General features: G+C 58.3%; 19 protein-coding genes and 2 tRNA genes. 7 read left to right on the top strand and 14 right to left on the bottom strand.

Translation table 11 applies throughout. The annotated features are described in order from the left end of the window. Positions 1 to 302: 302 nt before the first annotated feature. A complete protein-coding gene (gene mltF / locus OR573_02630) occupies positions 303 to 1,685 on the top strand; it encodes a membrane-bound lytic murein transglycosylase MltF (protein ID XGA80575.1) in 1,383 nt (460 codons plus the stop codon). A gap of 51 nt (positions 1,686 to 1,736) precedes the next feature. Here the strand turns inward: mltF (OR573_02630) and OR573_02625 are convergent, their stop codons facing one another. The 11 genes from OR573_02625 to purL form a co-directional block, all read right to left on the bottom strand. Continuing rightward, positions 1,737 to 3,485 carry a methyl-accepting chemotaxis protein gene (locus OR573_02625; protein ID XGA80574.1) on the bottom strand — a complete coding sequence of 583 codons (1,749 nt, stop codon included), beginning with the start codon at positions 3,483 to 3,485 and terminating at the stop codon, positions 1,737 to 1,739. Between the two features lie 276 nt (positions 3,486 to 3,761). Then, positions 3,762 to 3,834, bottom strand: a tRNA-Lys gene (locus tag OR573_02620). A gap of 14 nt (positions 3,835 to 3,848) precedes the next feature. After that, positions 3,849 to 3,924 (bottom strand) — tRNA-Lys (locus OR573_02615). Between the two features lie 80 nt (positions 3,925 to 4,004). Further along, complete coding sequence (rluB, locus tag OR573_02610) at positions 4,005 to 4,874, bottom strand: 23S rRNA pseudouridine(2605) synthase RluB (GenBank protein ID XGA80573.1); 870 nt, start codon at positions 4,872 to 4,874, stop codon at positions 4,005 to 4,007. Further along, positions 4,852 to 5,610, bottom strand: a complete 759-nt coding sequence (scpB, locus tag OR573_02605; protein XGA80572.1) for an SMC-Scp complex subunit ScpB — start codon at positions 5,608 to 5,610, stop codon at positions 4,852 to 4,854. Before scpB ends, rluB begins: the two co-directional genes overlap by 23 nt. Then, complete coding sequence (locus tag OR573_02600) at positions 5,607 to 6,455, bottom strand: ScpA family protein (GenBank protein ID XGA80571.1); 849 nt, start codon at positions 6,453 to 6,455, stop codon at positions 5,607 to 5,609. Before OR573_02600 ends, scpB begins: the two co-directional genes overlap by 4 nt. 59 nt (positions 6,456 to 6,514) lie before the next feature. After that, positions 6,515 to 6,763 carry a DUF2442 domain-containing protein gene (locus tag OR573_02595; protein ID XGA80570.1) on the bottom strand — a complete coding sequence of 83 codons (249 nt, stop codon included), beginning with the start codon at positions 6,761 to 6,763 and terminating at the stop codon, positions 6,515 to 6,517. Between the two features lie 51 nt (positions 6,764 to 6,814). Continuing rightward, on the bottom strand, positions 6,815 to 8,581 hold the full coding sequence (locus OR573_02590; protein ID XGA80569.1) for a DEAD/DEAH box helicase: 1,767 nt from the start codon (positions 8,579 to 8,581) through the stop codon (positions 6,815 to 6,817). Between the two features lies 1 nt (position 8,582). After that, on the bottom strand, positions 8,583 to 8,996 hold the full coding sequence (locus OR573_02585; protein ID XGA80568.1) for a type II toxin-antitoxin system VapC family toxin: 414 nt from the start codon (positions 8,994 to 8,996) through the stop codon (positions 8,583 to 8,585). Next, the gene (vapB, locus tag OR573_02580; GenBank protein XGA80567.1) at positions 8,993 to 9,223 is read right to left on the bottom strand and encodes a type II toxin-antitoxin system VapB family antitoxin; all 231 of its coding nucleotides are present in this window, start codon (positions 9,221 to 9,223) and stop codon (positions 8,993 to 8,995) included. Before vapB ends, OR573_02585 begins: the two co-directional genes overlap by 4 nt. A gap of 132 nt (positions 9,224 to 9,355) precedes the next feature. Next, on the bottom strand, positions 9,356 to 13,303 hold the full coding sequence (gene purL, locus OR573_02575) for a phosphoribosylformylglycinamidine synthase (GenBank protein XGA80566.1): 3,948 nt from the start codon (positions 13,301 to 13,303) through the stop codon (positions 9,356 to 9,358). 188 nt (positions 13,304 to 13,491) lie between these two features. On the opposite strand from purL, the gene mltF (OR573_02570) reads away from it, so the two are divergent. Beyond that, complete coding sequence (gene mltF / locus OR573_02570) at positions 13,492 to 14,979, top strand: membrane-bound lytic murein transglycosylase MltF (protein ID XGA80565.1); 1,488 nt, start codon at positions 13,492 to 13,494, stop codon at positions 14,977 to 14,979. On the opposite strand, the gene tadA is transcribed toward mltF (OR573_02570), so the two are convergent. Then, the gene (gene tadA, locus OR573_02565) at positions 14,963 to 15,415 is read right to left on the bottom strand and encodes a tRNA adenosine(34) deaminase TadA (protein ID XGA80564.1); all 453 of its coding nucleotides are present in this window, start codon (positions 15,413 to 15,415) and stop codon (positions 14,963 to 14,965) included. The two genes, mltF (OR573_02570) and tadA, sit on opposite strands and share 17 nt — an antisense overlap. A gap of 90 nt (positions 15,416 to 15,505) precedes the next feature. On the opposite strand from tadA, the gene OR573_02560 reads away from it, so the two are divergent. Continuing rightward, positions 15,506 to 16,366, top strand: a complete 861-nt coding sequence (locus tag OR573_02560; protein ID XGA80563.1) for an acyl-CoA thioesterase II — start codon at positions 15,506 to 15,508, stop codon at positions 16,364 to 16,366. 101 nt (positions 16,367 to 16,467) lie between these two features. Here OR573_02560 and OR573_02555 read toward each other — a convergent pair whose 3' ends face one another. Both OR573_02555 and rpmE read right to left on the bottom strand, forming a co-directional pair. Next, positions 16,468 to 17,739 (bottom strand): malate dehydrogenase, encoded by a 1,272-nt coding sequence (locus OR573_02555; protein ID XGA80562.1) that lies wholly within the window; start codon positions 17,737 to 17,739, stop codon positions 16,468 to 16,470. 226 nt (positions 17,740 to 17,965) lie between these two features. Then, on the bottom strand, positions 17,966 to 18,181 hold the full coding sequence (gene rpmE / locus OR573_02550; GenBank protein ID XGA80561.1) for a 50S ribosomal protein L31: 216 nt from the start codon (positions 18,179 to 18,181) through the stop codon (positions 17,966 to 17,968). Between the two features lie 145 nt (positions 18,182 to 18,326). On the opposite strand from rpmE, the gene OR573_02545 reads away from it, so the two are divergent. The 4 genes from OR573_02545 to OR573_02530 all read left to right on the top strand — a co-directional run bounded on the left by OR573_02545 (position 18,327) and on the right by OR573_02530 (position 24,531). Beyond that, positions 18,327 to 20,561, top strand: a complete 2,235-nt coding sequence (locus tag OR573_02545) for a primosomal protein N' (GenBank protein XGA80560.1) — start codon at positions 18,327 to 18,329, stop codon at positions 20,559 to 20,561. A gap of 109 nt (positions 20,562 to 20,670) precedes the next feature. Beyond that, entirely contained in the window at positions 20,671 to 22,356 is a 1,686-nt protein-coding gene (gene argS / locus OR573_02540; GenBank protein ID XGA80559.1) for an arginine--tRNA ligase, read from the top strand. A 3-nt stretch (positions 22,357 to 22,359) separates the two neighbouring features. Then, a complete protein-coding gene (locus OR573_02535) occupies positions 22,360 to 23,163 on the top strand; it encodes an SPOR domain-containing protein (GenBank protein ID XGA80558.1) in 804 nt (267 codons plus the stop codon). Positions 23,164 to 23,508: 345 nt separating this feature from the next. Then, complete coding sequence (locus OR573_02530) at positions 23,509 to 24,531, top strand: Rpn family recombination-promoting nuclease/putative transposase (protein XGA80557.1); 1,023 nt, start codon at positions 23,509 to 23,511, stop codon at positions 24,529 to 24,531. Positions 24,532 to 24,601: the final 70 nt, after the last annotated feature.

Genomic DNA, 24,601 nt, shown 5'->3' with positions numbered 1-24,601 from the left:
TATGCGACGCTCTGTGGGTAAAAAAGCAGTAAATTAAAGTTACCTGCAGCATAGCAAGGATTAATATCCACTGCTTGAGCACCAGCACTTACACAGAAAATAACCGTGACAGTGCATCGCTGCAATCAAATATAGGGTTATTTCAAGTCATTGCGTATACAGGTAGGATCTAAATTCTATGACAAGGAGGTTATCACACCGATGGCGTCTGACGGTTTGCCCTTCTGCTTGTACAAATATGGCGGAGATGGGGCAGCCTTTATCTACAGTCGCCATTCCTTGTTGCCAAAGGAGGCACTCCAATGCGCAAACCCCTGATTCTGGCAGGGCTGACTCTGCTAGCCACCTTGAACGGATGCAGTGATTCCAGCACCTCTTCTGATGATGCCAGTGAGCCTTCTCCCCAGACCACGCTGGCGCCACCGTCGGAAACCGGCATTTTGCAGGTCGCCACCCGCAACGGCCCGACCACTTACTTTATTGACCGCCATCAGCAACCGGCAGGCCCTGAGCATGACCTGATCAAGGCCTTTGCCGACACACAGGAATGGGCACTTGAATGGACGGTCTATGACTCAACATCCGCCGTGCTGGAAGCCATCAACCAGGGCGAGGCCCATATGGCGGCCGCTGGCCTGACGCACCTGCCATCACGCTCAGACACCCTGACAGAAGGCCCCGTCCATACCCGGATCAACGAGCAGCTGGTCTGCCACCGCGGCCTTTCGCCCATGCCTCGCTCGCCGGAAGAGATGGCTGATATTGAGATCGTGGTGACCGCTGATTCAAGCTATGTCGAAACTCTTGACCAACTCGCCAGCGAGCATGAGGGCATCAGCTATGAACAGGACGACCAGCGCACCACCGAGTTATTACTAAGCGCTGTGGCCGAAAAAGCGCTGGATTGCACCGTCGCCGACTCCAACATTGTTCAGGTGGTTCGTCGCCACTTTCCAAGTCTGGAAATTGCTCTTGAGCTGAGTGCCCAACACGAACTTGGCTGGTATCTACCCCAAGAGCAGGCAGCGTTGGCAAAGAGCAGCCAGGCATGGATGGCAAGTGAACAGGGCAAGCAGGCCATTGACGCCATGCAGAACCACTATTACGCCTATATCAGCGAGTTCGATTTTGTCGACCTGAGAGCCCTTAATCAGCGGATTGACGAACGTCTGCCCGCCTACATCGATCAGTTCATCGCCGCCGAAGAAAAGACCGGCATGCCCGCCGACCTCTTGGCAGCACTCGCCTACCAGGAGTCACACTGGGATCCAGCGGCGGTATCGCCGACCGGGGTGCGCGGCATCATGATGCTCACCCAGAACACCGCTGAATCACTGGGTGTGACCAATCGGTTGGACCCGGCGGCGGCTATTGATGGCGGTGCCCGCTATCTGGCCGACCGACACGAACGCCTGCCTGACAGCATTCCAGAGCCAGACCGCCTGTTTCAGGCCCTGGCCAGCTACAACATCGGCCGCGGCCACTTGCTGGATGCGCGCACTCTGGCCCGTGAGCTGGGTAAAAACCCGGACTCCTGGGAAGACCTGGAAACCGTCCTGCCCCTTAAAGCCGACAAACGCTATTACCCCAACACGCGTTACGGTTACGCTCGGGGCTATGAGCCGGTTCATTATGTGCAGCGCATCCGCAACTATCGCGATGTTATTGCCTCAGCCTTCGAATAGCACTGCCCTCGATGACACTCAAATTACCTGCCCCCAGCACGGGGGCGGGCTTCAGAACGCCTCCCAGTCATCCTCACTGCTTCCTGACTTCGGGCTTTTCAGCACAGCGTGCTCTTTCTTAGGGCGCTGGTCACTGACATAGCCGACACGCTGAAAAGTGTTACTGCTGTCACCCAATACAAAGCCACTGATCAGCTGCGATAACTTCTCGGCCTCTTCGCGCATTTCCTTGGCCGTGCGCGTCGATGCCGACACCATGGAGGCGTTTTTCTGGGTCATGGTATCCATTTCGCTCATGGCCGTGTTGACCTGAAGAATGCCGGCATTCTGCTCCTGAGCACCTGCCGTAATCTCGCCAATCACGTCGTTAACCTCGCTGACACGCATCAGGATTTCCTTCATGGTCTTCGTCGCCGTATCGACGATTTGCTTGCCACGCCGTGAGTGCTCGACCGATTCATCAATCAGGCCACGAATTTCCTTTGAAGCCTCAGCGCTACGCTGCGCCAGCTTGCGCACTTCCTGGGCAACAACGGCGAATCCTCGACCGTGCTCACCGGCACGCGCTGCTTCCACTGAGGCGTTAAGCGCGAGAATATTGGTCTGGAAAGCAATCGAGTCGATCATCTCAACGATATCGCCAATGCGTGTTGACGAAGCATCGATCTTTGTCATTGTCTCCACCACATCAGACATCGCTGCATCGCCCTTTCGCGCGACCTCCGCAGTGCTATCGGCGATACCGCTGGCGGTAACCGCATGCTCAGCGCTGTGTGACACTGTTGAGGTAATTTCTTCCATCGCTGATGACGTTTGCTGCAGGTTTGCTGCCGCCTGCTCAGTACGCGTCGCCAGTTCTTCACTGCTTTGCGAAATATCAGCTGAGGCGCGGTCAACCGCCTGGGCAGTATCACGCACATCAATCAGCGTACGCTGCATGTTGATCAGAAAGTCATTAAAACGCTCAGCAAGATCGCTGATTTCATCCTGTCCAACTACCTCAAGCCGACGGGTCAAATCTCCATGCCCATCGATGACGCTCTGGGAAATTTCGGTAATATCAGTTGCCGCACGGCGAATGCGCGCCACAATGCGCCGGGTGACCCATAACACACCGGCGATAACCACCAGATTCACCAAACAGGCCAACACAAAGGTACGGATCAGGTTCTCTTTCAGATTAGCCGCATATTCGGCTTCGAGGGCAGCAACGGTGGCGTCGATATCGTTAGCGTAAATCCCTGCACCCATCACCCACTGCCACTCGGGCACTGGCACCACATAGCTATATTTGATCTCTTCTTCGCCCGTTTCCGGGTGAGGCCAAACGTACTGATACTCTCCCCCACCCTGCTGGGCCAAGTCGCGCATTTCGCGCAGCGGCTCTCCACCATCCGGGCCTTGCACATCCAGCATATAGGTGCCTTCTACTGAAGGTTGAGGCGGCTGGACGCGCATGATGCCGTCATAGGTGTAAGCAAAGACATAGTTGTCATCATCAAAGCGCATACTGCGCAGACGATCAGCGGCCAGCTCCCGCGCAGCGGCCGTATTGCCTTCTGTTTCAATAATGTTTTCCACCAGCGAATGCGCCATCTGCATCACATCCTTGATGCCTTCCTGGCGCGACTCAAGCAGCTGCCTGCGTTGTTCAGCCACCTGTTCGCGATTTTCCCGCACCTGCTCCATGGCAACCAACCCAAGAATACTCCAACCGGAGATCAACAACGGAATCATCGCCAACAGGAATATCTTGCCTTGAAGATTGAAGAGTCGGTGCTTAAGAGACTTGCGAGACATTGAATATCCTTCTTTTGTTATTAAGTGTTATCAACTGCAGCGCCAGCAGATAAGTTAAAAAAGATTAAATTGCATACACAATCATAATCTCTTCGCTGCCATCAGCCTAGGTTTGTTGGTAGAGAGATTGACGAGAAACTCTTGAGTGCTAAAGGAAAACGCTTGTCAGAAGACATTGCTGGAAATAGGCGGGAGAAATGGGGAAATAAAAAAAGCGCCCGTAGGCGCTTTTTTTGCAGCTTCTAAAAACATGGAGTTTCTGAAGCCTATATCTAGTGGGTCGTGTAGGATTCGAACCTACGACCAATTGATTAAAAGTCAACTGCTCTACCAACTGAGCTAACGACCCTGACAGGGTTCGGATGGTGGGTCGTGTAGGATTCGAACCTACGACCAATTGATTAAAAGTCAACTGCTCTACCAACTGAGCTAACGACCCCCCGAACGGATGCATATAGTACGGATACTGCTGACTATTCGCAAGCACTTTTCACAATTGCGCTATATTTTTTATGGCTTTCAGCGCCGCTTGGGTTTGCGCATTGCCTGAACCGGGCGCCGCTTGTTCTTGTCGCGGCTCCAGCGGTTTTTCTCATCGGGCGTCAACTCGGGCACCTTACGCGATTCAAGTGCTGCCAAAGTGGCCAGATCATCGACTTCTGCTTGAGTAAGCTCTACCCATTCGCCCGCTTTTGCCCGCTTGTCGAGGAAGATATTGCCATAGCGAACGCGCTTGAGTCGGCTGACCGTCAGCTCCTGTGATTCCCAGAGGCGGCGTACTTCACGGTTACGGCCTTCCAGAATTACTACGTGGAACCAGGTGTTGATGCCTTCGCCGCCAAACTCCTGAACATCCGTGAAACGGGCAGGGCCATCATCCAGCATGACACCGTCAACCATGGCCACGAGGTGTTCTTTCTTGACCTCGCCCATTACACGCACCGCGTATTCACGCTCTACCTGGGTGGACGGATGCATCAGCCGATTGGCCAGTTCACCGTCAGTGGTGAACAGCAACAGACCACTGGTGTTGATATCCAGGCGCCCGATGGCGATCCAGCGCTCGCCTTTCAGGCGTGGCAGGCGGTCAAAGACGGTACGCCGCCCTTCCGGGTCCTTGCGGGTACACAGCTCGCCTTCAGGCTTGTTGTACATGATGACCCGGCGCGGCACGTCATCTTCAGCCACCAGGGTCACCAGGCGCTCGTCAAAGGTGACTCTATCGTGGGTTGCAATACGGTCGCCCAGGGTGGCTACCTGATTGTTCACGCGGACGCGACCATCAACAATGGCTTTTTCCATTTCGCGACGTGAACCAAGCCCGGCGCGAGCCAGGACTTTCTGGAGCTTTTCACCGCTGGGGGCATTACTGGTGTGATTCTGACTCATGGTCATCTGACCTCTTTCTCTCGTTCTGCGCGGGTGGCTCGTCTTGTGATCGCGCCTGCCCGCGTGCCGCAAGCCGTGCTTCTAGATCAGCAAAGCTCAGCGGCTGGGTTAACGCCGTCTCGGCGTGTGGGTCGGCACTCTCGGCCGTCTCAGGGGGCGCATCCTGCACCGTTTTGGCGTCGCCGTCCAGCGGCGCATCGTCACTTTCGGCAATCAGCTCATGCATGGGTGGCAGGGCATCCAGCGTTTTAAGGCCGAAATCATCCAGAAAACTGCGCGTCGTCGCAAACACGGCCGGTCGGCCGGGGACATCACGGTGACCCACTACGCGAATCCAGCCCCGCTCGGTAAGGGTTCGCATGATGGTGGTGCTGACCGCCACCCCGCGCACCTCTTCGATATCGGCGCGGGTCACCGGTTGACGATAGGCAATCAGCGCCAGGGTTTCCAATAACGCCCGGGAATAGCGCTGCGGGCGCTCATCCCACAGCCGCGAGACCCAGGGCGAAAGCCGTGGGCGAATGCGTAACTGGTAGCCAGAGGCGGTTTCCAGAAGCTCCAGCGCGCCAGTGGTGTGGCGCTCGCCCAGTCGCGTTAGCGATTGTTTAAGTTCACTGCGCGGCGGGCACTCGGCCTCACGGAACAGGGTTTCCAGGCGCTCCAGCGACAGCGGCTCACCGGCTGCCAGCAGCGCAGCTTCAAGAATATCATCCAACGTTGTGGTGACGTCACTCATGCAGGCTCCTCGTCAAAGGCGCCGTCCTGCTGTTGGCGGGCGCGCACATGAATCGGCGATAGCGGTGCATTCTGAACGATCTCGATCATTGCTTCTTTAGCCAGCTCCAGAATTGCCATAAAGGTCACCACCACGCCGGGGCGGCCTTCTTCAAGCGCGAAGAGTGCTTCAAAGGCGACATAGCGGCTGGATGCCTGATTCAGCTGATCCATGATCGCCAACATGCGTTCACGGGTAGACAGTACTTCACGGCTGATATTGTGCGCCTGGGCCAGATCAGCCCGCTTAAGAAGGCCTTTCAGCGCGCCCAGAAGCTCGTCCAGTTCTACATCAGGATGGATGACCTGAGATTCCAACTCTGGCAAGCCGGCATGCACGCTGAACCAGTCCCGCCCCATACGCGGCAGCGTATCCAGGGTTTCTGCCGCCTCCTTGAGACGTTCGTACTCTTGCAAACGGCGGATCAGTTCAGCGCGCGGGTCTTCTTCATCGCCGTCCTGTTCCTTCGGCGGGCGTGGCAGCAAGGTACGCGATTTGATTTCGGCCAGCATCGCCGCCATCAGCAGATATTCCCCAGCCAGCTCAATCTGCATGGCTTTCATCAGCTCCACGTATTCGATGTACTGATGGGTGATGACCGCCACATTGATGGTCAGGATATCCAGGTTCTGGCGGCGAATCAGATACAAAAGCAGATCCAGCGGCCCCTCAAAAGTCTCCAGGAAAACGCGCAGCGCTTCCGGCGGAATATAGAGGTCTTCCGGCATCTGGTTAATCGGTTCATCAAACAGACGCGCCACGGCCTGTGACACCTGCTGCTCTGGCGCTTCCTGCGTCGCGTCCATAGTGGTCTGCGGGCTCTGAAATGAATGGAGGATGGCATGTACTTAATCGCGGCGAAGGCTCAGGCAACCGCCTGACGGTGCTTGGTCATATCACCCTGTCCTGCCAGCAGGCCTTCAATGGAAATATCCTCATCAAGGGCATCCCAATGAATGCCTCGTGCGCTTAGCTCATAGCTGGCTAGCTGCTGCGGCGTCGCCCTGAGTAATCGTGGGTACCAAGCCAGCGGCACCCCTAAGGTGCGCCCATCATTTAAAGCCACCCAGAAGTTATTATCGTCAAAAGTCACATTTTTAGGAGAAGTAGTCATGCCAAGAAGCCTCCAACAAGCTGCAATTAATGATGGTTAGCGCTGGTGATTCTATGAAGCCTCGGCTGCCTTGCGAAAGCGGCCTTGGTAATCAAACAGTTTATCGCGAATCTGGAAGTGCCGCCCGACCTTGCGCCCGACAACAAAATCCGGAGCGCGCAGGCACTGCTGTTCCACTACGACCTCGTCGGGCGACATCGGTTGCCAGCCAGATGCCGGGGCGCGCAGGTGGTCACGCAGAAAGGCCGCAGAAAAAGCACGGCGCTGGGCAGGGGTTTCCAGTGCAAACCACTCTGCCAGGCTGGCGCCATCTTCATCGTGATAGGTGACTTTCAGACGTGGCAAGCCGCGCCCGTTAGTGGTGGCCTCAAGCTGCATACCGCTGACCCTTAACACCTTGGCATCTTTCAGCTTCAGCGCATCCTTGAGCTTGTCATCAGCATCCACCAGTAGCGTCTGGCAGCCATGACAGCGCCGGGCGGCAATATCATTTTCCGCGCCGCATTCACCGCACACTTTAAAGCGGAAGCGAAAATCGCACTGCTGCCTACCGCTGCCACCCTCAATCAGCCCCTGGCAGCGGCGGCCGAAATGCTCAATCACAATGTCACCCTCGCGCTTGCCCCAGAACAGGTTGGCGTGGCCACAAGCCGGGCATTCCACCTGCACCGGTTCGCTGTCGCTATCCGGTTTTGGCGAACCGACTTCCGGCGCATAAAGATCCCAGGGGTTACCGGCATAATCGAGAATCAGGCAGTCCTTTTTACCGGGTGCCAGGCGCAGCCCGCGCCCGACAATCTGCTGGTAAAGGCTAACCGACTCCGTGGGGCGCAGAATCGCAATCAAGTCCACATGGGGGGCATCAAAGCCGGTAGTCAACACCGCCACATTAACCAGGTATTTGAGCTGTTCAGCCTTGAACACCGCAATCAGCCGGGTGCGCTCCTGTGACTCCGTCGCCCCGGTAATCAGCGCCGCCTGCTCAGCGGGCAGATACCCCAGTATTTCCTCGCCGTGGGCCACGGTGGCGGCAAAAATCATCACCCCACGGCGGTCGGCTGCGTGATGAATAATATCGGCGATAATCTGCGGCGTCGCCCGATTGCCCGCCACCACCCGATTAAGCTCTTCATCGCGGAATGCCCCTGAGCTTCCCGGCTGGAGGGCAGCAAAATCATAATGCGCCACCGCCATATCCCGGCGCACCGGTGGTGCCAGATAATGCTGCTTGACCATCAGACGCAGCGGCTGTTCAAACACACAATCGCGGAAGAAGCTGCCTTCATCGCCGCGCACCATACCGTGGTGATGACGATAGTAGATAAACCCCTGCCCCAGGCGATAAGGCGTGGCGGTCAGGCCAAGAATCTTGAGCTGCGGATTATGCGCTCTCAGATGTTCAATCACCTGACGATAGCTGGCATCTTCATTGGGCGAGACGCGATGGCATTCATCAATCACCAACAGGGTAAAGCGCGCATCGCTGAAGCTTTCCAGGTTGCGCACCACCGATTGCACCGAACCAAACACCACCTGGCGCTCAGCCTGCTTGCGTTTGAGCCCGGCGCTGAAAATATCCGCTTGTAGCCCATACGCCTCATACTTGGCATGATTCTGCTCAACCAATTCACGCACATGGGCCAACACCAGCACCCGCCCACGGGCAATTCGCGCCAGCTCGGCAATCACCAGGGATTTACCGCTGCCCGTCGGCAGCACCACCACTGCAGGGTCGCTGCCAGCGCGAAAATGCGCCACCACCCGCTCCACCGCCTCACGCTGGTAAGGGCGTAGGCTGGGCGTACTGCTGAGCGTCACGCTAATGCACCCAATCTTCTAGCATAAGGCCGTCAACACGGTTGAATTCACGGGTATTATTGGTCACTAGTACAACATCCAGCGCGATAGCATGACCTGCTATCGCTGTATCGTTGTTACCAATCGGTGTTCCACGCGCCGCTAACTGCTGCTTGATAGCGATGGTCGCATCAACGGCTTCTTTGCTCCACGGCTCGACCGCATCAAGTCTGCTGACAAACGCATCCACCAGTTGTCGATGTTTTGGCGACGCTTTTTTGCCTACCTGACCGTAACGCATTTCAGCATAGGTAATCGCTGAAATGACAATGCGGTGCTGTTGCGCCGTTTCATCTGCCAGCCTTTGCAGAACGGAAGGCGGCATTTCACGCATGATAAATGAGCAGATACAGGTATCCAGCATGAAGACCTTCATGGCGTGAACCGATGCTCGTCGCCAATGACATCCACTCTGTCCTGCAGAAAGTCGCTATCCGCTTTTTCGGATTCACTTAGCGTTAACCAACTGGGGCGCAGCGGACGCAGGATAATGGTGTCGCCCTGCTGAATGATTTCCAGCTGCTGCACGCCTTTAAACTCCATATCCTTGGGCAAGCGAACCGCCTGATTACTGCCGTTACGAAAAATGGATACTGTGCGCATTTCACCCTCCTTGTATCTCGATTGCCCATCATAAACATAGCTGACATAGGCTAAGCATAGGCCAGCTGTTCAAGCATAGCATAACAAAGGCAACCCTTGGGTCGCCTTGTAGAGGTAGTTGGCAGGCATAGGTTAGTCGAGCCAAACCCGGGCATTGCGGAACATGCGCAGCCAGGGGGCGTCTTCGCGCCACTCCGGCGGGCGCCAGGAGTTGGTCACGGCGCGGGTGACCCGCTCCGGGTGGGGCATCATGATGGTCACGCGGCCATCCGGGGTGGTCAGGCCGGTAATCCCCGCTGGCGAGCCGTTGGGGTTGGCCGGGTAACGGGTGGTCACCTGGCCATAGTTGTCGATGTAGCGCAGCGCAATCTGGCTGCTCGACTGCATGCTGCGCAGGTGCGCGGCGTCACGGAAGGCAGCGCGGCCTTCGCCGTGGGCGACAGCAATCGGCAGGCGTGACCCTTCCATGCCCTCCAGCAGGATGGAAGGGCTTTTCTCAACCCGCAGCATGGCGACCCGCGCTTCGAACTGTTCAGATTCATTACGCACGAACGCCGGCCAGTCCTCGGCGCCGGGGATTAGGCCTTTCAGCTGTGACAGCATCTGGCAGCCGTTACATACCCCCAGGGCAAAGCTGTCTTCACGGTGGAAGAAGGACGCAAACTGCTCCCGGGCGCGCTCGTTGAACAGCACTGATTTTGCCCAGCCGCCGCCAGCGCCGAGCACATCGCCGTAGGAGAAACCGCCGCAAGCCACCAGGCCGTTGAAGTCCTCTAGGCTGACGCGCCCGGAGAGGATGTCACTCATGTGCACATCCACCGCATTGAAACCGGCTTTATCAAAGGCCCAGGCCATTTCCACCTGACCGTTAACGCCCTGCTCGCGCAGGACGGCCATCGCGGGCCGAGTCGTGTTGATAAAAGGCGCACTGATATCGTCATTGATATCGAAGGTGGGCGTGGCGGAAAGCCCAGGGTCACGAGTATCCAGCAGGTTATCAAATTCGTTCTTGGCGCACTCCGGGTTATCGCGCAGCGCCTGCATGCGGTAGCTGGTTTCTGACCAGGTGCGCTGAGCCAGCTGGCGGGTGGTTTCCAGCAGCGGCTCTTCAAACAGGGTCACGCGAACCTGATCATCGTAACGTGGGCGGGCAATCACCCCGCAGGTTTCGATACCCGCCATGGCAAACTGGGTCAGCACCGCTTCGGTATCCGCACGCTTGACCTGAATCACCGCGCCAAGCTCTTCCGCAAACAGCGCATTGAAGGCTTCGACCGGCTCATCAATCAGCCAGTCGAGCTTGATCTCAAGCCCGGCATGGGCGGCAAAGGCCATTTCCAGCAGCGTCACCAGCAAGCCGCCGTCGCTGCGGTCGTGGTAGGCCAGCAGCTTGCCGTCCCGATTGAGGCCCTGAATCACCTCGAAGAACGCCTTGAGGTCTTCCGGGTCATCCACGTCCGGGCATTCATTACCCACCTGGCCGTATACCTGCGCCAGCGCCGAACCGCCGATGCGGTTCTGGCCGTTACCCAGGTCAATCAGGATCAGGTCGGACTCTTCCTGCTCCAGATTGATTTCAGGTGTCAACGTCGCCATGGCATCGGTCACCGGGGCAAAGCCGGTGACCACCAGCGATAGCGGCGACGTCACGCTTTTGTCTTCGCTTTCCCCCTTGCCATCGGTGTCTTGCCAGGCAGTGCGCATTGACATGGAATCCTTGCCCACCGGGATGGCAATTCCCAGCGCCGGGCACAGCTCCATACCTACCGCATGCACCGCATCATACAGCGCCTGGTTCTCACCCGGATGACTGGCCGCACTCATCCAGTTGGCAGAAAGTTTGATATCCCCCAGCTTGGCAATCGGCGCTGCTGCCAGGTTGGTAATAGCCTCGGCCACCGCCAGGCGAGCGCTGGCCGCCGGGCTGATCAACGCCACCGGCGGGCGTTCGCCCATGGCCATGGCTTCCCCGGCGAGGGTGTCGAAACTGGCCGTGGTCACCGCCACATCAGCAACCGGCACCTGCCAGGGTCCGACCATCTGGTCCCGCGCCACCTGGCCGGTAATCGAGCGGTCGCCGATGGTGATCAAAAAGCTTTTTGAGGCCACGGTGGGCAGGCGCAGCACGCGATCCATGGCTTCACGCAGATCAAGGTTATCCAGCATCACGCCGGATAATTCGGGGGTCTGGCGATTGAATTCTCGCTGCATCTTTGGCGCCTTGCCAAACAGCACACTCATCGGCAAATCAACCGGCTGGCTTTCAAAGTGGCCGTCGCGCACTTCCAGATGATGCTGTTCCAGCGCCTCGCCGACCACGGCGTAAGGGCAGCGCTCCCGCTGGCAGAGGGCATCGAAGGTATCAAGATCTTCCGCGGCCACCGCCAGCACATAGCGTTCCTGGGCTTCGTTACACCAGATTTCCAACGGGTTCATGCCCGGCTCGGCGTTGGGCACGGCACGAATATCAAAGCGCCCGCCACGGCCGCCGTCTTTGACCAGTTCCGGCAGGGCGTTGGACAGCCCGCCTGCGCCCACGTCATGAATAAAGCGGATCGGGTTGTGGTCACCCAGTGCCCAGCAGCGGTCAATCACTTCCTGAGCACGGCGCTCGATTTCCGGGTTTTCGCGCTGTACCGAGGCAAAATCCAGATCGGCGCTGGAAACCCCCGACGCCATGGACGATGCCGCGCCGCCGCCCAGGCCGATCAGCATGGCCGGGCCGCCCATCACAATCAGCTTGCCGCCCACCGGGATATCACCCTTCTGGACGTGCTGGGCGCGAATATTGCCATAGCCCCCCGCGAGCATGATCGGCTTGTGAAAACCGCGCCGCTCGATGCCGCCTTCGTTGAGCGATTCCTGCTCATAAGTGCGGAAGTAGCCGGTCAGGTTAGGGCGGCCAAATTCATTATTGAAGGCGGCACCGCCAATCGGGCCTTCCAGCATGATGGAAAGCGCCGACTGCATGCGTTCGGGTTTACCGTAGTCGAAGGCTTCCCAGGGCTGAACAAACTCAGGAATGCGCAGGTTGGAAACCGTAAAGCCTGACAGCCCGGCTTTGGGTTTACCGCCGATACCCGTTGCGCCTTCATCACGGATTTCACCGCCGGAACCAGTCGCCGCGCCGGGGAAAGGCGCAATTGCCGTCGGATGGTTGTGGGTTTCCACCTTCATCAGGATATGGATCGGCTCCTGATGGGCGGCGTACTGGGCCTGCTCGTCGTCAGCGCCAGTCAGCGGCGTGGGGAAAAATCGCCCAGCGTGGCTGCCCTTGATGACCGCCGCGTTATCGCTGTAGGCAGACAGGATGTTTTCCGGCGAGGTCGCAAAGGTGTTCTTAATCATCTTGAACAGCGAGTAGGGCTGTTCTTCACCGTCGATCACCCAGTCTGCATTGAATATCTTGTGGCGGCAGTGCTCCGAGTTGGCCTGGGCAAACATCATCAGCTCAACGTCGGTGGGGTTACGGGCCAGCTCGCGGAAGGCGTCGACCAGATAGTCAATTTCATCCTCGGCCAGCGCCAGGCCCAGCTCAACGTTGGCAGTCGCCAGCGCTTCACGCCCACCGTCGAGGATATCCACACTGCCCAGCGGCGCTGGGTCATGCCGGGCAAACAGCTGGGCAGCATCGCTGGCATTGTGCAACACGGTTTCGGTCATACGGTCGTGAAGCAGCGCCACCAGCGCTGTGAAGGTCTCTTCATCCGGTGTGGCACTGAATCTCAGACGGTAGTCAACCCCGCGCTCAATGCGGGCAATGTCACCCAAGCCGCAGTTATGAGCGATATCCGTGGCCTTGGAAGACCAGGGAGACTGGGTACCGATACGCGGCACCACCAGAAAACGCTGCGCCCCATCGGTCAGGGTCTGCATCTCGGCAGAGGTCTGGGAGTGGCCATTGTCGAGCAGCTTTTCCAGGCGCTCACGGGTGGCAGGCGAAAGCTCAGTGCGATGATCAACAAAGTGAACATAGTCCGCCGATAACGCCTCGACCTCAGGCGCGTGCGCCTGAAGCAAGGCCAGTAAACGCGCATGACGGAAGGCAGAAAGGGCTGACGAGCCGCGCAGTTCGAGCATATCTGGGAGCCTCTAAAGCAGGAGTTGCAAGCAGGAAACAGTGGCGCCGCGTGGCGGCATTTGACGCTATGATACTGGAAAGCTGAGGTCATACGAAATCAAGATGGTGACAGCCTGGCTGGAGCTGGGTATCGTGAGTCCATGACAGACACCCGAAAGCTGCCATGCTGAGCCCTATAAAAAACCCCATGACGTTATTTTATCGCCTGTGCCTGGCACTTTCGAGCGGATTACTGTTGGTGATGATCCCTGCGGTTTCGAACGTATCTCTGTTCGCGCCGCCCTTTTTTTCAACGACCGGGAACGAACACCTGGCGCTGATTAAAAGTCGCGATTTTATTACCTTTCATACTCGCACCTCGCCCACCACCTATTATGAGGGTCGGCGTGGCCCGACCGGGTTCGAGTACGAGCTGATGCGCCGCTTTGCCGAGCGCCTGGGGGTCAGCCTGAACCTGGATGCCAACCACCATCTGGACAGCATTTTGCCAGCCGTGCGCGCCCGGGGCGATATTGGCGCGGCAGGGCTACCGCTGACACCTGACACTCAGGGTATTCATTACACTCGCCCAATCATCGAGATGCAGCCGCTGGTGGTTTACCGCCGGGGGCTAAACGGGATTGATTCCGTGGCTGACCTGGTCGACCTGGAGGTGGGCACCCTCAACGGCTCAGGCCTGACGACGACACTACAGCGCCTGCAGCAGCAATATCCAGCGCTCAACTGGAAATCCTCCAGCGACATTGAAGTTGCTGACCTGCTCGCCAGCATCCAGAACAGCACCCTGGATGCGGCGATTATTTTTGATCATCAGTTTCGCGTTAACCGGCTGTTCTTCCCGGAGGTCGAGCGCGGTTTTCTGCTTGGTGAACCCTTGTCCATGGTCTGGGCGCTACCCAGTGGCCGAGGCCTGGGGCTGATCGACGCCGCCAACGACTTTATCCAGTCCCTGCATGATAACGGCGAACTCGATTCATTGATCACCCGCCACTTTGGCCACGACGACTATCTGGAATATGTCGGCACGCGCACCTTCCTGTCGCACCTGGATTCTCGTCTGCCGCAATATACCGAGCTTTTCAAACAGGCCGCCCAGCAAACCGGCTTTGACTGGAAGCTGCTGGCGGCGCTGGGTTATCAGGAATCCCACTGGGATAGAGACGCCGTCTCCCCCACCGGGGTGCGCGGTTTAATGATGCTGACCAACGCCACCGCCCAGGAAATGGGTATCAGTAACCGTCGCGACCCGGCGCAAAGTATCGATGGCGGCTCCCGCTACCTGCGCCACGTGATCGACAGGCTACCGGAAAGCATCACCGGTGAAGACCGTCTATACATGGCCATGGCCTCTTATAACGTGGGGCTTGGCCATCTTTACGATGCCCGCAAGATTACCGAAATGCGCGGCGGAGACCCGGATCTTTGGAAAGATGTGCGTGAATCTCTGCCGCTTCTGCAACATCGCGAATGGCATAGCAAGACTCGCCACGGCTATGCACGCGGCGGCGAGCCGGTGATTTATGTGCGCAATATCCGCCGTTATTACGAAATGCTTGATTACGTTGAGCGCAGCCGCCAGCAGTTTTTCCAGCTGGAACAGACCAGTATTGACAATGAGTCTGCGTTGAACTTTGAAATAGTTCCGCCGCTAGATCAGCCTAACGACGCTCGCTGAAAAAGCGTTTCAACAGCCGCCGGGCAGGAGCTGCCAGGATGCCACCGCTGACCGCGACTGTGTGGTTAAACCAGGGTTGCGCCAGGAGATTGGCTTTTGACTCCAGCATACCGGTGCGTGGCTCAGCGGCACCATATACCAAGCGGGCAATACGGGCGTTCACCATGGCACCGGCACACATCATGCAGGGCTCCAGAGTAACAAACAGAGTGGCGCCTTCCAGGCGGTAATTTCCAACAGCTTGCCCGGCGGCTCGCAGGGCCAGGATTTCCGCATGGGCGCAGGGGTCACAGTCAGAGACAGGCGCATTATACGCAGCGGCCAGAATCTCTCCGTCTGCCGAGACGACAACTGCCCCCACCGGCACTTCACCTGCTTCAAACGCCAGATGAGCCTGGTCAAGCGCCCGGTACATATAGAATTCATCGCTGCGCATGGCACCAAACTCCGCTATGGTAGACAAACGATCGTATGATAGAGACTATTGAAATGCCTTTAACAGACATGCCCGACAGGATACGCCACTATGACTGACACTTCTCACACCGGTCTCTCAACACAAGCATCACTCGACAAGCTTGTCAGCCTGATGGCCCTGGAAACCCTGGAGGAGACCCTGTTTCGCGGTCAGAGCCAGGACCTGGGTTTTCCCCAACTTTATGGCGGCCAGGTGCTTGGGCAGTCGCTGGCAGCGGCCAGCTTCACGGTGCCGCAAGACCGCCAGCCGCATTCCCAGCATGGCTATTTCCTGCGCCCCGGCGACCCTCACCGCCCAGTGGTTTATCAGGTCGATAAAGTGCGTGACGGCGGCAGCTTCACTACCCGCCGGTTGACCGCCATCCAGAAAGGCAGACCCATCTTCTTCTGCAGTGCATCTTTTCAGACGCCAGAAACCAACCCGCTGGCCCACCATAGCCCGATGCCGGAAGTGCCTACCCCGGAGGCATTGCTGGACAGCGGCAAGGCGCAACACAGCCGCTTCCCGGGCCACCCTATCGAGTTCATCTATCTCTCGCGTAGCGGCGCCCATCAGGCGCCAGCCCATCAATACCTGTGGTTTCGCCTGGCGGGCAAGCTACCTGAAGACCCGGCCCTGCACCGCCACCTGCTGTCCTATGTGTCCGACTTCAATCTGTTGACCACCGGCTTGCTGCCGCACCGGGTTGACTATAAAGACCCCAAACTGCAGATCGCCAGCCTGGATCATGCGCTCTGGCTGCATCAGGACGCTCGGCTGGATGAATGGCTGCTATACACCACCGACTCTCCCTGGACGGGCGGCGCCCGTGGCCTGGCGCGCGGCCAGATCTACAACCGCCAGGGGCAATTGATCGCCTCCACGGCCCAGGAAGGCTTGATGCGCTTGCACGATGCGCCCATACGCTGAGTGTTATCTCTTAAAATGGCGTCTATATAGCACTAACGCCCGCAAAAGCGGGCGTTAGTAGTTAGCAAAAGCTCCACAGAGCTGGACTTGCTATCAGGCCGTCAAGCACCGTAAACGTCGTTGACGCTTTGCAGCGGGTAGTGAGCCGGGTAAGGCTTGCGTGCCACGCCTGAATCCACCGCTGCCTGGGCGACGGCAGCCGATACCCGATCCAGCAGGCGGACATCCACCGGCGTGGGAATAATGTAGTCACGCCCGAAGCTCATTGAATCCCGCTCATAGGCGTCCAGCACGGCCTGGGGCACCGGCTCGCGGGCCAGATCCTTGAGGGCATGAACAGCGGCCAGTTTCATGGCTTCATTGATCCGGGTTGCGCGTACATCCAGAGCACCCCGGAAAATGAACGGGAAGCCAAGCACGTTATTGACCTGATTCGGGTAATCGGAACGCCCGGTGGCCATGATCACATCCGGGCGGGCTTCACGGGCCACATCAGGGTGGATCTCAGGGTCCGGGTTGGTGCAGGCGAAAATCACCGGATCCTGCGCCATCGTCTTGACCTGATCAGCCGAAAGCAACCCAGGGCCGGAAAGACCGATAAACACATCGGCGCCATCAATGGCATCATCCAGGGTGCGCATATCAGTATCCTGGGCAAACTCAGCCTTGTATTGATTGATCCCTTCACGGTCACTATGGATCACGCCACGCCTGTCCAGCATCACCAGATTTTTCCGCTGCGCACCGCAGGATATCAGCAAACGCATACAGGCAATCGCGGCGGCACCGGCCCCCATGCAGACAATCCTGACGTCCTCGATACGCTTCCCGGCAATATCCAGGGCATTCAGCATACCGGCAGCCGTTACAATGGCAGTGCCATGCTGATCATCATGAAAGACCGGAACTGCGCAGCGCTCAATCAGGGCTTTCTCGATTTCAAAGCACTCCGGTGCCTTGATATCCTCAAGGTTGATGCCGCCCCAGGTGCTGGCAATCCGCGCGACGGTATCGATAAACGCCTGAGGGTTTTCCGCCTCAACTTCCACGTCCACCGAGTTGATACCGGCAAAGCGCTTGAACAGTACCCCTTTGCCTTCCATCACCGGCTTGCTGGCCAGCGGCCCCAGGTTACCCAACCCCAGAATCGCACTGCCATCCGAAATCACCGCGACCAGATTGCCTTTACCCGTATAGCGAAACACATTTTCAGGGTCACGGGCGATTTCACGCACCGGCTCAGCCACGCCTGGACTATAGGCCAGCGCCAGATCCCGTGCGGTGGCGGCGGGTTTCGTCAACTCGACCGACAATTTTCCGGGAATAGGTTTAGCGTGGTAATCCAAAGCAGCCTGCTTGAATGCATCCGTCATGATGGAGGGTCCGATTGAAAGATTAAAGGGCGTCGACACTGCAACAAAAATGCTGAAAAAGTCACCTGATAACGCAAAAGCGGCATTGGAGAATATAGAAAAACCGCCATTGCCTCAAGGTGACACCCGATAGCAAAAGACCCCCAGCCATAGGCTGAGGGTCTGTTTGAAAGCTGGACATACCCATACGCTCCGGGCACCAGCCATAACACACGTAAAGCGCTTATTAGCCGCGCTTCACTGCTGCGCCAAAGCGCTTGTTGAAGCGTTCTACACGGCCGCCGGTGGTTGCCTGCTTCTGCTTGCCGGTATAGAAAGGGTGGCAGTTAGAGCATACATCCAGAGAGAAGTCATGCCCGGATGTTGAGCCGACCTGGAAGCTGGCACCGCAAGAACAGCTTGCCGTTACCGTGTTGTAATTCGGGTGAATACCTTGTTTCATCTTAAGCCTCGCGAAGCTGTATGCCGCCACCTGATCACTTGCCAGGCACCGCATACGGGTTTGAAATCGATTAACCGGTCAAGCCGCCAGGGCTTTCTAACCTTGGGCGGTCGCGCATTCTAGCAAACCTGACGCCGGAGGCCAATTGCCGCGTTCACCTCTTTTGTCCGCCCCTGTGCTGCGTGTGGCACTGCCATCGCCGTTGCGCCGCCTGTTTGATTACCTGCCAGCAACCACCCCACCGACAGAGGGCTGGCAAGTGGGACTGCGGGTCAGCGTCCCTTTCGGGCGCCGTGAGGTAGTGGGGGTAATTGTTGAACTGGCCAGCCACAGCGAGCTACCCAGAGAGCAGCTGAAGTGTGTACATAATGCGCTGGATGACACACCGCTACCCGCCGACTGGCTGTGGCTGTGCCGTTTTACCGCACGCTATTATCAGCACAGCCTGGGCGATACGCTGGCCAACGCCATGCCCGCCCGTCTGCGCCAGGGCCACCCCATGGCCGGGCGAACCCAGACACTCTGGAAGCGCAGCCCCAGCGCCGCTGAGCAACACGACTTTGGCCGCGCCCACCGTCAGGCAGAGCTCTGGGAACTGTTGGGCCAACACCCCAACGGCCTGGCCAGCCGGGTGATCAGCGCTCACGGTTTTACCCAGGACACCCTCAACCGCCTGGCACAGAAGAGGTTGATTACATCTACCACCCAGGCCTTGACGGCAGCCACGCCTGCGCACACCCAACAATCGCTGGCCAACCCGGCGTTGCCGCTGAACCGTGAACAGGCGGTGGCGCTTGCCGCCCTGCACGAAAAGCTCGATGACTTTCACCCCTGCCTGCTGGAAGGCGTGACCGGCAGCGGCAAGACCGAAGTCTACCTGCAGCTGATCGACGCCGTTGTCAGCAAGGGCCGACAGGCACTGGTACTGATTCCCGAGATCGGCCTGACGCCACAGACCCTGGCGCGCTTTCGCCAGCGCTTTAATGTGCCGGTGCTGGCCCTGCATTCCGGGCTGACCGACCCGGAGCGCCTGGATGCCTGGGAGGCCGCCGCTGCGGGTCGCGCGCTGATTATCATCGGCACCCGCTCGGCTATTTTTACCCCCCTGGCCCGCCTTGGCGTGATCATTGTCGACGAAGAGCACGATGGCTCCTACAAACAGCAGGATGGCCTGCGCTACCACGCTCGGGACCTGGCCATCGCCCGCGCCCACCATCACCGCATACCGGTGCTACTGGGCAGCGCCACCCCGTCGCTGGAAAGCCTTCAGCAGGCCTTGCAAGGCAGCTACCGTCACCTGACGTTAACCCAGCGCGCCAGTCGCCATGCTCCCGCCCGCTTGGAACTGACCGACCTGCGCCACCAGCCCTGCCGTGGCGGCCTGCTGCCGGGCACCGTCAAGGCGATCAAAAAGACGCTGGAGGCGGGCAAGCAGGTGCTAGTGTTTATCAACCGGCGTGGTTTTGCGCCCACTCTGGCCTGCCACGCCTGCGGCTGGGTAGCCGAGTGTCATCAGTGCGATGCGCGCATGACCCTGCATCGCCAGCCGCCGCTGCTGGCCTGCCACCATTGCGATACCCGCCGGGCCCTTCCTCCCGCCTGCCCGGAATGCGCCAGCGGCGATCTGCGCGCCCTGGGTAGCGGCACCGAACGCACCGAGGAAACCCTGCAGGGCCTGTTCCCCAAAACGCTCATCCATCGTATCGACCGCGACAGCACCCGGCGCAAGGACAGCTTTGAGCAGATCATGAAAGACGTCTCCCGCGGCGACCCCTGCCTGCTGGTCGGCACCCAGATGCTGGCCAAGGGGCACCACCTGCCACACGTCACCCTGGTGGTGGTGATCAACGCGGATGGCGGCCTGTATGCCGCCGACTTTCGCGCCCTGGAACACAGCGCCCAGCTGCTGGAACAGGTGGCCGGACGCGCGGGGCGTGCCGCTGACCCCGGCCGCGTGCTGGTGCAGACCCTGCACCCGGATGACCCGCACCTGAACCAGCTCGCCGAACATGGTTACGCCGCCCTGGCGCGCCACCTGCTGGCCGAACGCCGCAGCGCCCAACTGCCACCCTTCAGCTTTATGGCCCTGTTACGGGTTGAAAGCCCTCAGGTCGATGCTGCCACACAGCTGGCCACCCATGCCGCTCAGCAGGTACGCGACTGGCTTGAGACCCAACCCATACAGGTACGCTGCCTGGGGCCAATACCCGCGCCTATGGAGCGCCGCCAGAACCGCTATCACCTGCACGTCATGTTGAGCGCGGACAAGCGTAGCCACCTGCATCAGGCCGCCAGCTTTCTGACCCACTGGCTGGAGAATAACCGTGAGGCTCGCCGAGTACGCTGGTCGCTGGATATCGACCCCCAAACGCTCAGCTAGCCAGACCGATAACCGGATGATGTTTGAAAGTCACCCACAATCGTCGATAATACGCCCGTTTACGATGCGCACGCGCACGCCGCCACCGACGTTACCGGATACTCATTTTATGAAAGACACACTGATCACCCTGCTTGAAGGCGCCGTTGAGGCACTCAAGCAAGAGGGCGTGCTTCCCCAGGACGTTCAGCCAACCATCAAGGTTGACCCGACCAAAGACAAGGCCCACGGCGATTACGCCACCAACCTTGCCCTGATGCTGGCCAAGCCCGCTGGCATGAAGCCTCGCGACCTGGCAGAGGCCGTCGTGAATGCCCTGCCTGCCAGCGACGCCGTACAGAAAACCGATATTGCCGGCCCCGGCTTTATCAACTTTTTTGCCGCCACCGACGCCGCCGCTCAGGTAGTCGCCCAGGTACTCGACTGCGGTGACACCTTCGGCCGCAGCATGCTTGGCCAGGGCCAGAAAGTGCAGGTGGAATTTGTGTCCGCCAACCCGACCGGGCCGCTGCACGTCGGCCACGGCCGCGGTGCCGCAATTGGCGACTGCCTGTGCCGCCTTTTGGAAGCCACCGGCTATGACGTCACCCGTGAGTTCTACTACAACGATGCGGGCGCCCAGATCAGCAACCTGGCGCGCTCCGTTCACGCCCGGGTCAAAGGGCTGACCCCCGACCACAGCAGCTGGCCGGAAGACGGCTACCGGGGTGACTACATTATTGATGTGGCCGAGGATTATCTGGCTGGAAAAACCGTCAGCGCCGATGATCGCGAAGTCACCGCCAAGGCCGACCCGGACGACCTTGACGCCATCCAGACCTTTGCCGTGGCCTGGCTGCGCCGCGAGCAGGACCTTGACCTGAAAGCCTTTGGCGTGGAATTCGATGTCTACTTCCTGGAATCCTCGCTCTATGAGGATGGCAAGGTGGATGCCACTGTCGAAAAGCTCACCGACAATGGCCATACCTATCAAGAAGACGGCGCCACCTGGCTGCGTACAACCGCGTTTGGCGATGACAAGGATCGCGTAATGCGCAAGCGCGACGGAGGCTACACCTACTTCCTGCCCGATGTCGCCTACCATCTGGACAAATGGCAGCGTGGCTTCAAGACGGTGATCAATGAGCAGGGCGCCGACCACCACTCCACCGTGACCCGGGTGCGCGCTGGCCTGCAGGCGCTGGAAGTGGGTATTCCCAAGGGTTGGCCGGATTATGTACTTCACCAGATGGTGATGGTGACCCGCTCAGGCGTTGAGGTAAAACTCTCCAAGCGCGCCGGCAGCTATGTCACCCTGCGTGACCTGATTGATGAAGTTGGCCGCGATGCCACGCGGTTTTTCCTTGCCGCCCGCCGCGCCGACTCCCAATTAACATTTGATATTGATCTGGCCCGTTCTCAGTCGAACGAAAATCCGGTTTACTATGTACAATATGCCCATGCTCGCGTGTGCAGCATGCTGCGCAAGGCCGAAGCCGCCCAGCAGCCATTTGATCATGATCTGGCGCTGGCCAATCTTGCCCTGCTCGACAGTGATCAGGAAAAAGCCGTATTCAACCGCCTGGCGCGCTTCCCTGAGGTTGTCGAGGTGGCCGCCAGAAACCGTGAACCCCAACAGATCGCGCAATACCTGCTGGATCTTGCGGGCGATTTTCACACCTGTTACAACGCCGTCAAAGTCATGGTAGACGATGACACCCTGCGCAATACGCGCCTGGCACTGGGGTTGGCAACCCGCCAGGTGTTGCGCAACGGCCTCGACCTGATGGGTGTCCGTGCGCCAGAGGAGATGTAAGCAATGCCCAGTCCACGTAAAACCCCACCCCGTCGCGGTGCCACAACGCAGCGCGATAGAGCGACGAAAAAGCCCTCCCCCAGCAGCCGCCTGCCTGGCTGGCTGTGGGGGCTGGGTGGCCTTGTTGTGGGGTTTTTCTTGGCCCAGCACCAACATGGCACTGCGCCATGGCAGGATACCAGCGAAGCCCCCCAGGCAACCATTATTTCCAAGGAACAGCCTGACGGCCAAGCAAGTGAGAACGGTGAAGACGATCAGGCGGCTTCCACACCGACCTTCGAATTCTATACCCTGCTACCGGAAACCGAGATTATTGCCCCCGATGGCGTGGTGCCCTCACGGGTTACACGGCCCGAACCAGCCCCCGTCGATGACGCTGAACAAGCGCCCGCCAGCGCTACCAATCAACTGACTGACGACGAACAGGCAGCCATGTCTGATGAACCCATTGCCGAATCAACGCCGGTCAGCAACGATGACCCCATAGCGGCACTGATTGCCGCCAACAACCCGGAAAACGCCGAGACTTCCACTTCGTCAGCGCCCCAGGAAGAACAGACTCAAGAAGAACAGAAGCGCTACATGCTTCAGGCAGCGTCGTTTCGTTCCGCAAGCGATGCCGGCAAAATGCGCGATCGGCTGCGTAATCTCAGTCTGCTCGCGCATATCAGCGAGGTACAGGCTAATGGCGATACCTGGCATCGCGTTCAGGTTGGCCCCTACGACGACCCCCGCGAGCTTAATCGCGCTCAGGATCTGATGAACACCCAAGGCATTGAACCACTGCTGCTACAGCTTCAGAACTGATCTACGCAAACACAAAAACGATTCACACCCCTGCCACATAGCTGTCTGATCGCTTGTGGCGGGATACAGTTTGACCACCACACCCCCCCTGATGGAACTGATATCAAGTATGCAGACAAGTTTGGCTTTCAAGGAGGGCCACCGAATGTATCACCGGGCAACTGATCTTTGAATAGTCGTGAATACCGGTCCTTTGAGCGAGATATAAGAACAGAATTACAGCAAGTAAAAGCTGTAGAAGCAGATTTTAAAACAATTTTTAACTCAGGAAACGCCAGCGCTGATCGCGCCCTGGATACTATACTAGACTAATACGTATTACCCAGCAGGGAGCAGGGAAACGCTATGCCAAGCCACCACCACGATACCGGCTATAAGGAACTCTTCAGCCACCCGGAATTTGTTCAGCAATTGATGGAAGGCTTCGCCCCGCCGGAGATTGCTGGGCTGATGGATTTCACCACCCTTGAAAAACAAAACGGCCACTACATCACGCCCTTGTTTGAGGAAAAAATCGAAGACGTCGTGTGGTCGGTGGAGGTCACCTGGCAAGGCGTTACGCAGCGGGTGTTTTTGTATATCTTGCTGGAGTTTCAGTCGTCGGTTGACCGCACCATGCCGATTCGGCTGATGCACTACGTGGCCTGTTTCTACAGCGAACTGCTCAAGCAGAAAAAAATCACCCCCAGCCAGGGCCTACCGCCGGTATTTCCGGTGGTGCTCTACAACGGCTCAAAACCCTGGACAGCCCCGCTGGATATCTACGCCATGGTGCAGCCGGAACCGCCAAGCTTTCTGCAAGCGTACCAACCGCATCTGCGCTATTACCTGATCGACGAAGGGCGTTATACTGATGAAGAACTCGGGTTGCGCCAGTCACCGCTCAGCGGCGTGTTCGGTGTAGAAAACGCTGGCGAAAGCTGGGAAACACTACAAGCCGCCGTGGATCGGGTGGTAGCGATTCTACGGGCCGACCCGGATAAACAGCGCATTGACAAGATCATCACCCGCTGGCTTAAACGGCACCTGGCTTGGCTAGGCACCGAGGTGAACCTGGCACAGCTTGACAGCCTGATGGAGGACAAAGACATGTTGGCAGAGAATTTAGAGAACCTGGTCAAGAAAGAACGTTTAGAAGGTGAGCAGGTAGGGATCCAAAAAGGGCGGCAGGAAGGTGAGCGTTACGGACTTCAAAAAGGCCGTTTGGCAGAAGCACGCGACGTGCTACGCACCCAGCTTGGCTTAAAATTTGGCGAGGTGCCTGACTGGGTAGACACCCAACTGATGCAAGCTGACCACGAACAACTGCAGCAGTGGATGCGTGACGTTCTGTTTGCTGATCGTCTGGATGTTATGTTCACGCGGTAGCAGTAGCTCTACCTCACGTCACCCCCCTTATGGCTGGTTTCCTGAGGGTGTTCACGATCTGCTGATTCAG

Source organism: Halomonas sp. CH40 (genome assembly GCA_041875495.1).
Taxonomy (GTDB): domain Bacteria; phylum Pseudomonadota; class Gammaproteobacteria; order Pseudomonadales; family Halomonadaceae; genus Vreelandella.
The sequence above is the reverse complement of the archived record's forward strand: the minus strand, read 5'-3'. Positions and strand labels throughout refer to the sequence as shown.

Coding starts and splice junctions, on each gene's coding strand:
- argS (XGA80559.1), top strand. CDS start 20,671: ATGAAAGACACACTGATCACCCTGCTTGAAGGCGCCGTTGAGGCACTC.
- OR573_02555 (XGA80562.1), bottom strand. CDS start 17,739: ATGACGGATGCATTCAAGCAGGCTGCTTTGGATTACCACGCTAAACCT.
- OR573_02585 (XGA80568.1), bottom strand. CDS start 8,996: ATGAAGGTCTTCATGCTGGATACCTGTATCTGCTCATTTATCATGCGT.
- mltF (XGA80575.1), top strand. CDS start 303: ATGCGCAAACCCCTGATTCTGGCAGGGCTGACTCTGCTAGCCACCTTG.
- OR573_02600 (XGA80571.1), bottom strand. CDS start 6,455: ATGGACGCGACGCAGGAAGCGCCAGAGCAGCAGGTGTCACAGGCCGTG.
- mltF (XGA80565.1), top strand. CDS start 13,492: ATGACGTTATTTTATCGCCTGTGCCTGGCACTTTCGAGCGGATTACTG.
- OR573_02530 (XGA80557.1), top strand. CDS start 23,509: ATGCCAAGCCACCACCACGATACCGGCTATAAGGAACTCTTCAGCCAC.
- purL (XGA80566.1), bottom strand. CDS start 13,303: ATGCTCGAACTGCGCGGCTCGTCAGCCCTTTCTGCCTTCCGTCATGCG.
- OR573_02625 (XGA80574.1), bottom strand. CDS start 3,485: ATGTCTCGCAAGTCTCTTAAGCACCGACTCTTCAATCTTCAAGGCAAG.
- vapB (XGA80567.1), bottom strand. CDS start 9,223: ATGCGCACAGTATCCATTTTTCGTAACGGCAGTAATCAGGCGGTTCGC.
- scpB (XGA80572.1), bottom strand. CDS start 5,610: ATGAGTGACGTCACCACAACGTTGGATGATATTCTTGAAGCTGCGCTG.
- OR573_02535 (XGA80558.1), top strand. CDS start 22,360: ATGCCCAGTCCACGTAAAACCCCACCCCGTCGCGGTGCCACAACGCAG.
- tadA (XGA80564.1), bottom strand. CDS start 15,415: ATGCGCAGCGATGAATTCTATATGTACCGGGCGCTTGACCAGGCTCAT.
- rpmE (XGA80561.1), bottom strand. CDS start 18,181: ATGAAACAAGGTATTCACCCGAATTACAACACGGTAACGGCAAGCTGT.
- OR573_02595 (XGA80570.1), bottom strand. CDS start 6,763: ATGACTACTTCTCCTAAAAATGTGACTTTTGACGATAATAACTTCTGG.
- rluB (XGA80573.1), bottom strand. CDS start 4,874: ATGAGTCAGAATCACACCAGTAATGCCCCCAGCGGTGAAAAGCTCCAG.
- OR573_02560 (XGA80563.1), top strand. CDS start 15,506: ATGACTGACACTTCTCACACCGGTCTCTCAACACAAGCATCACTCGAC.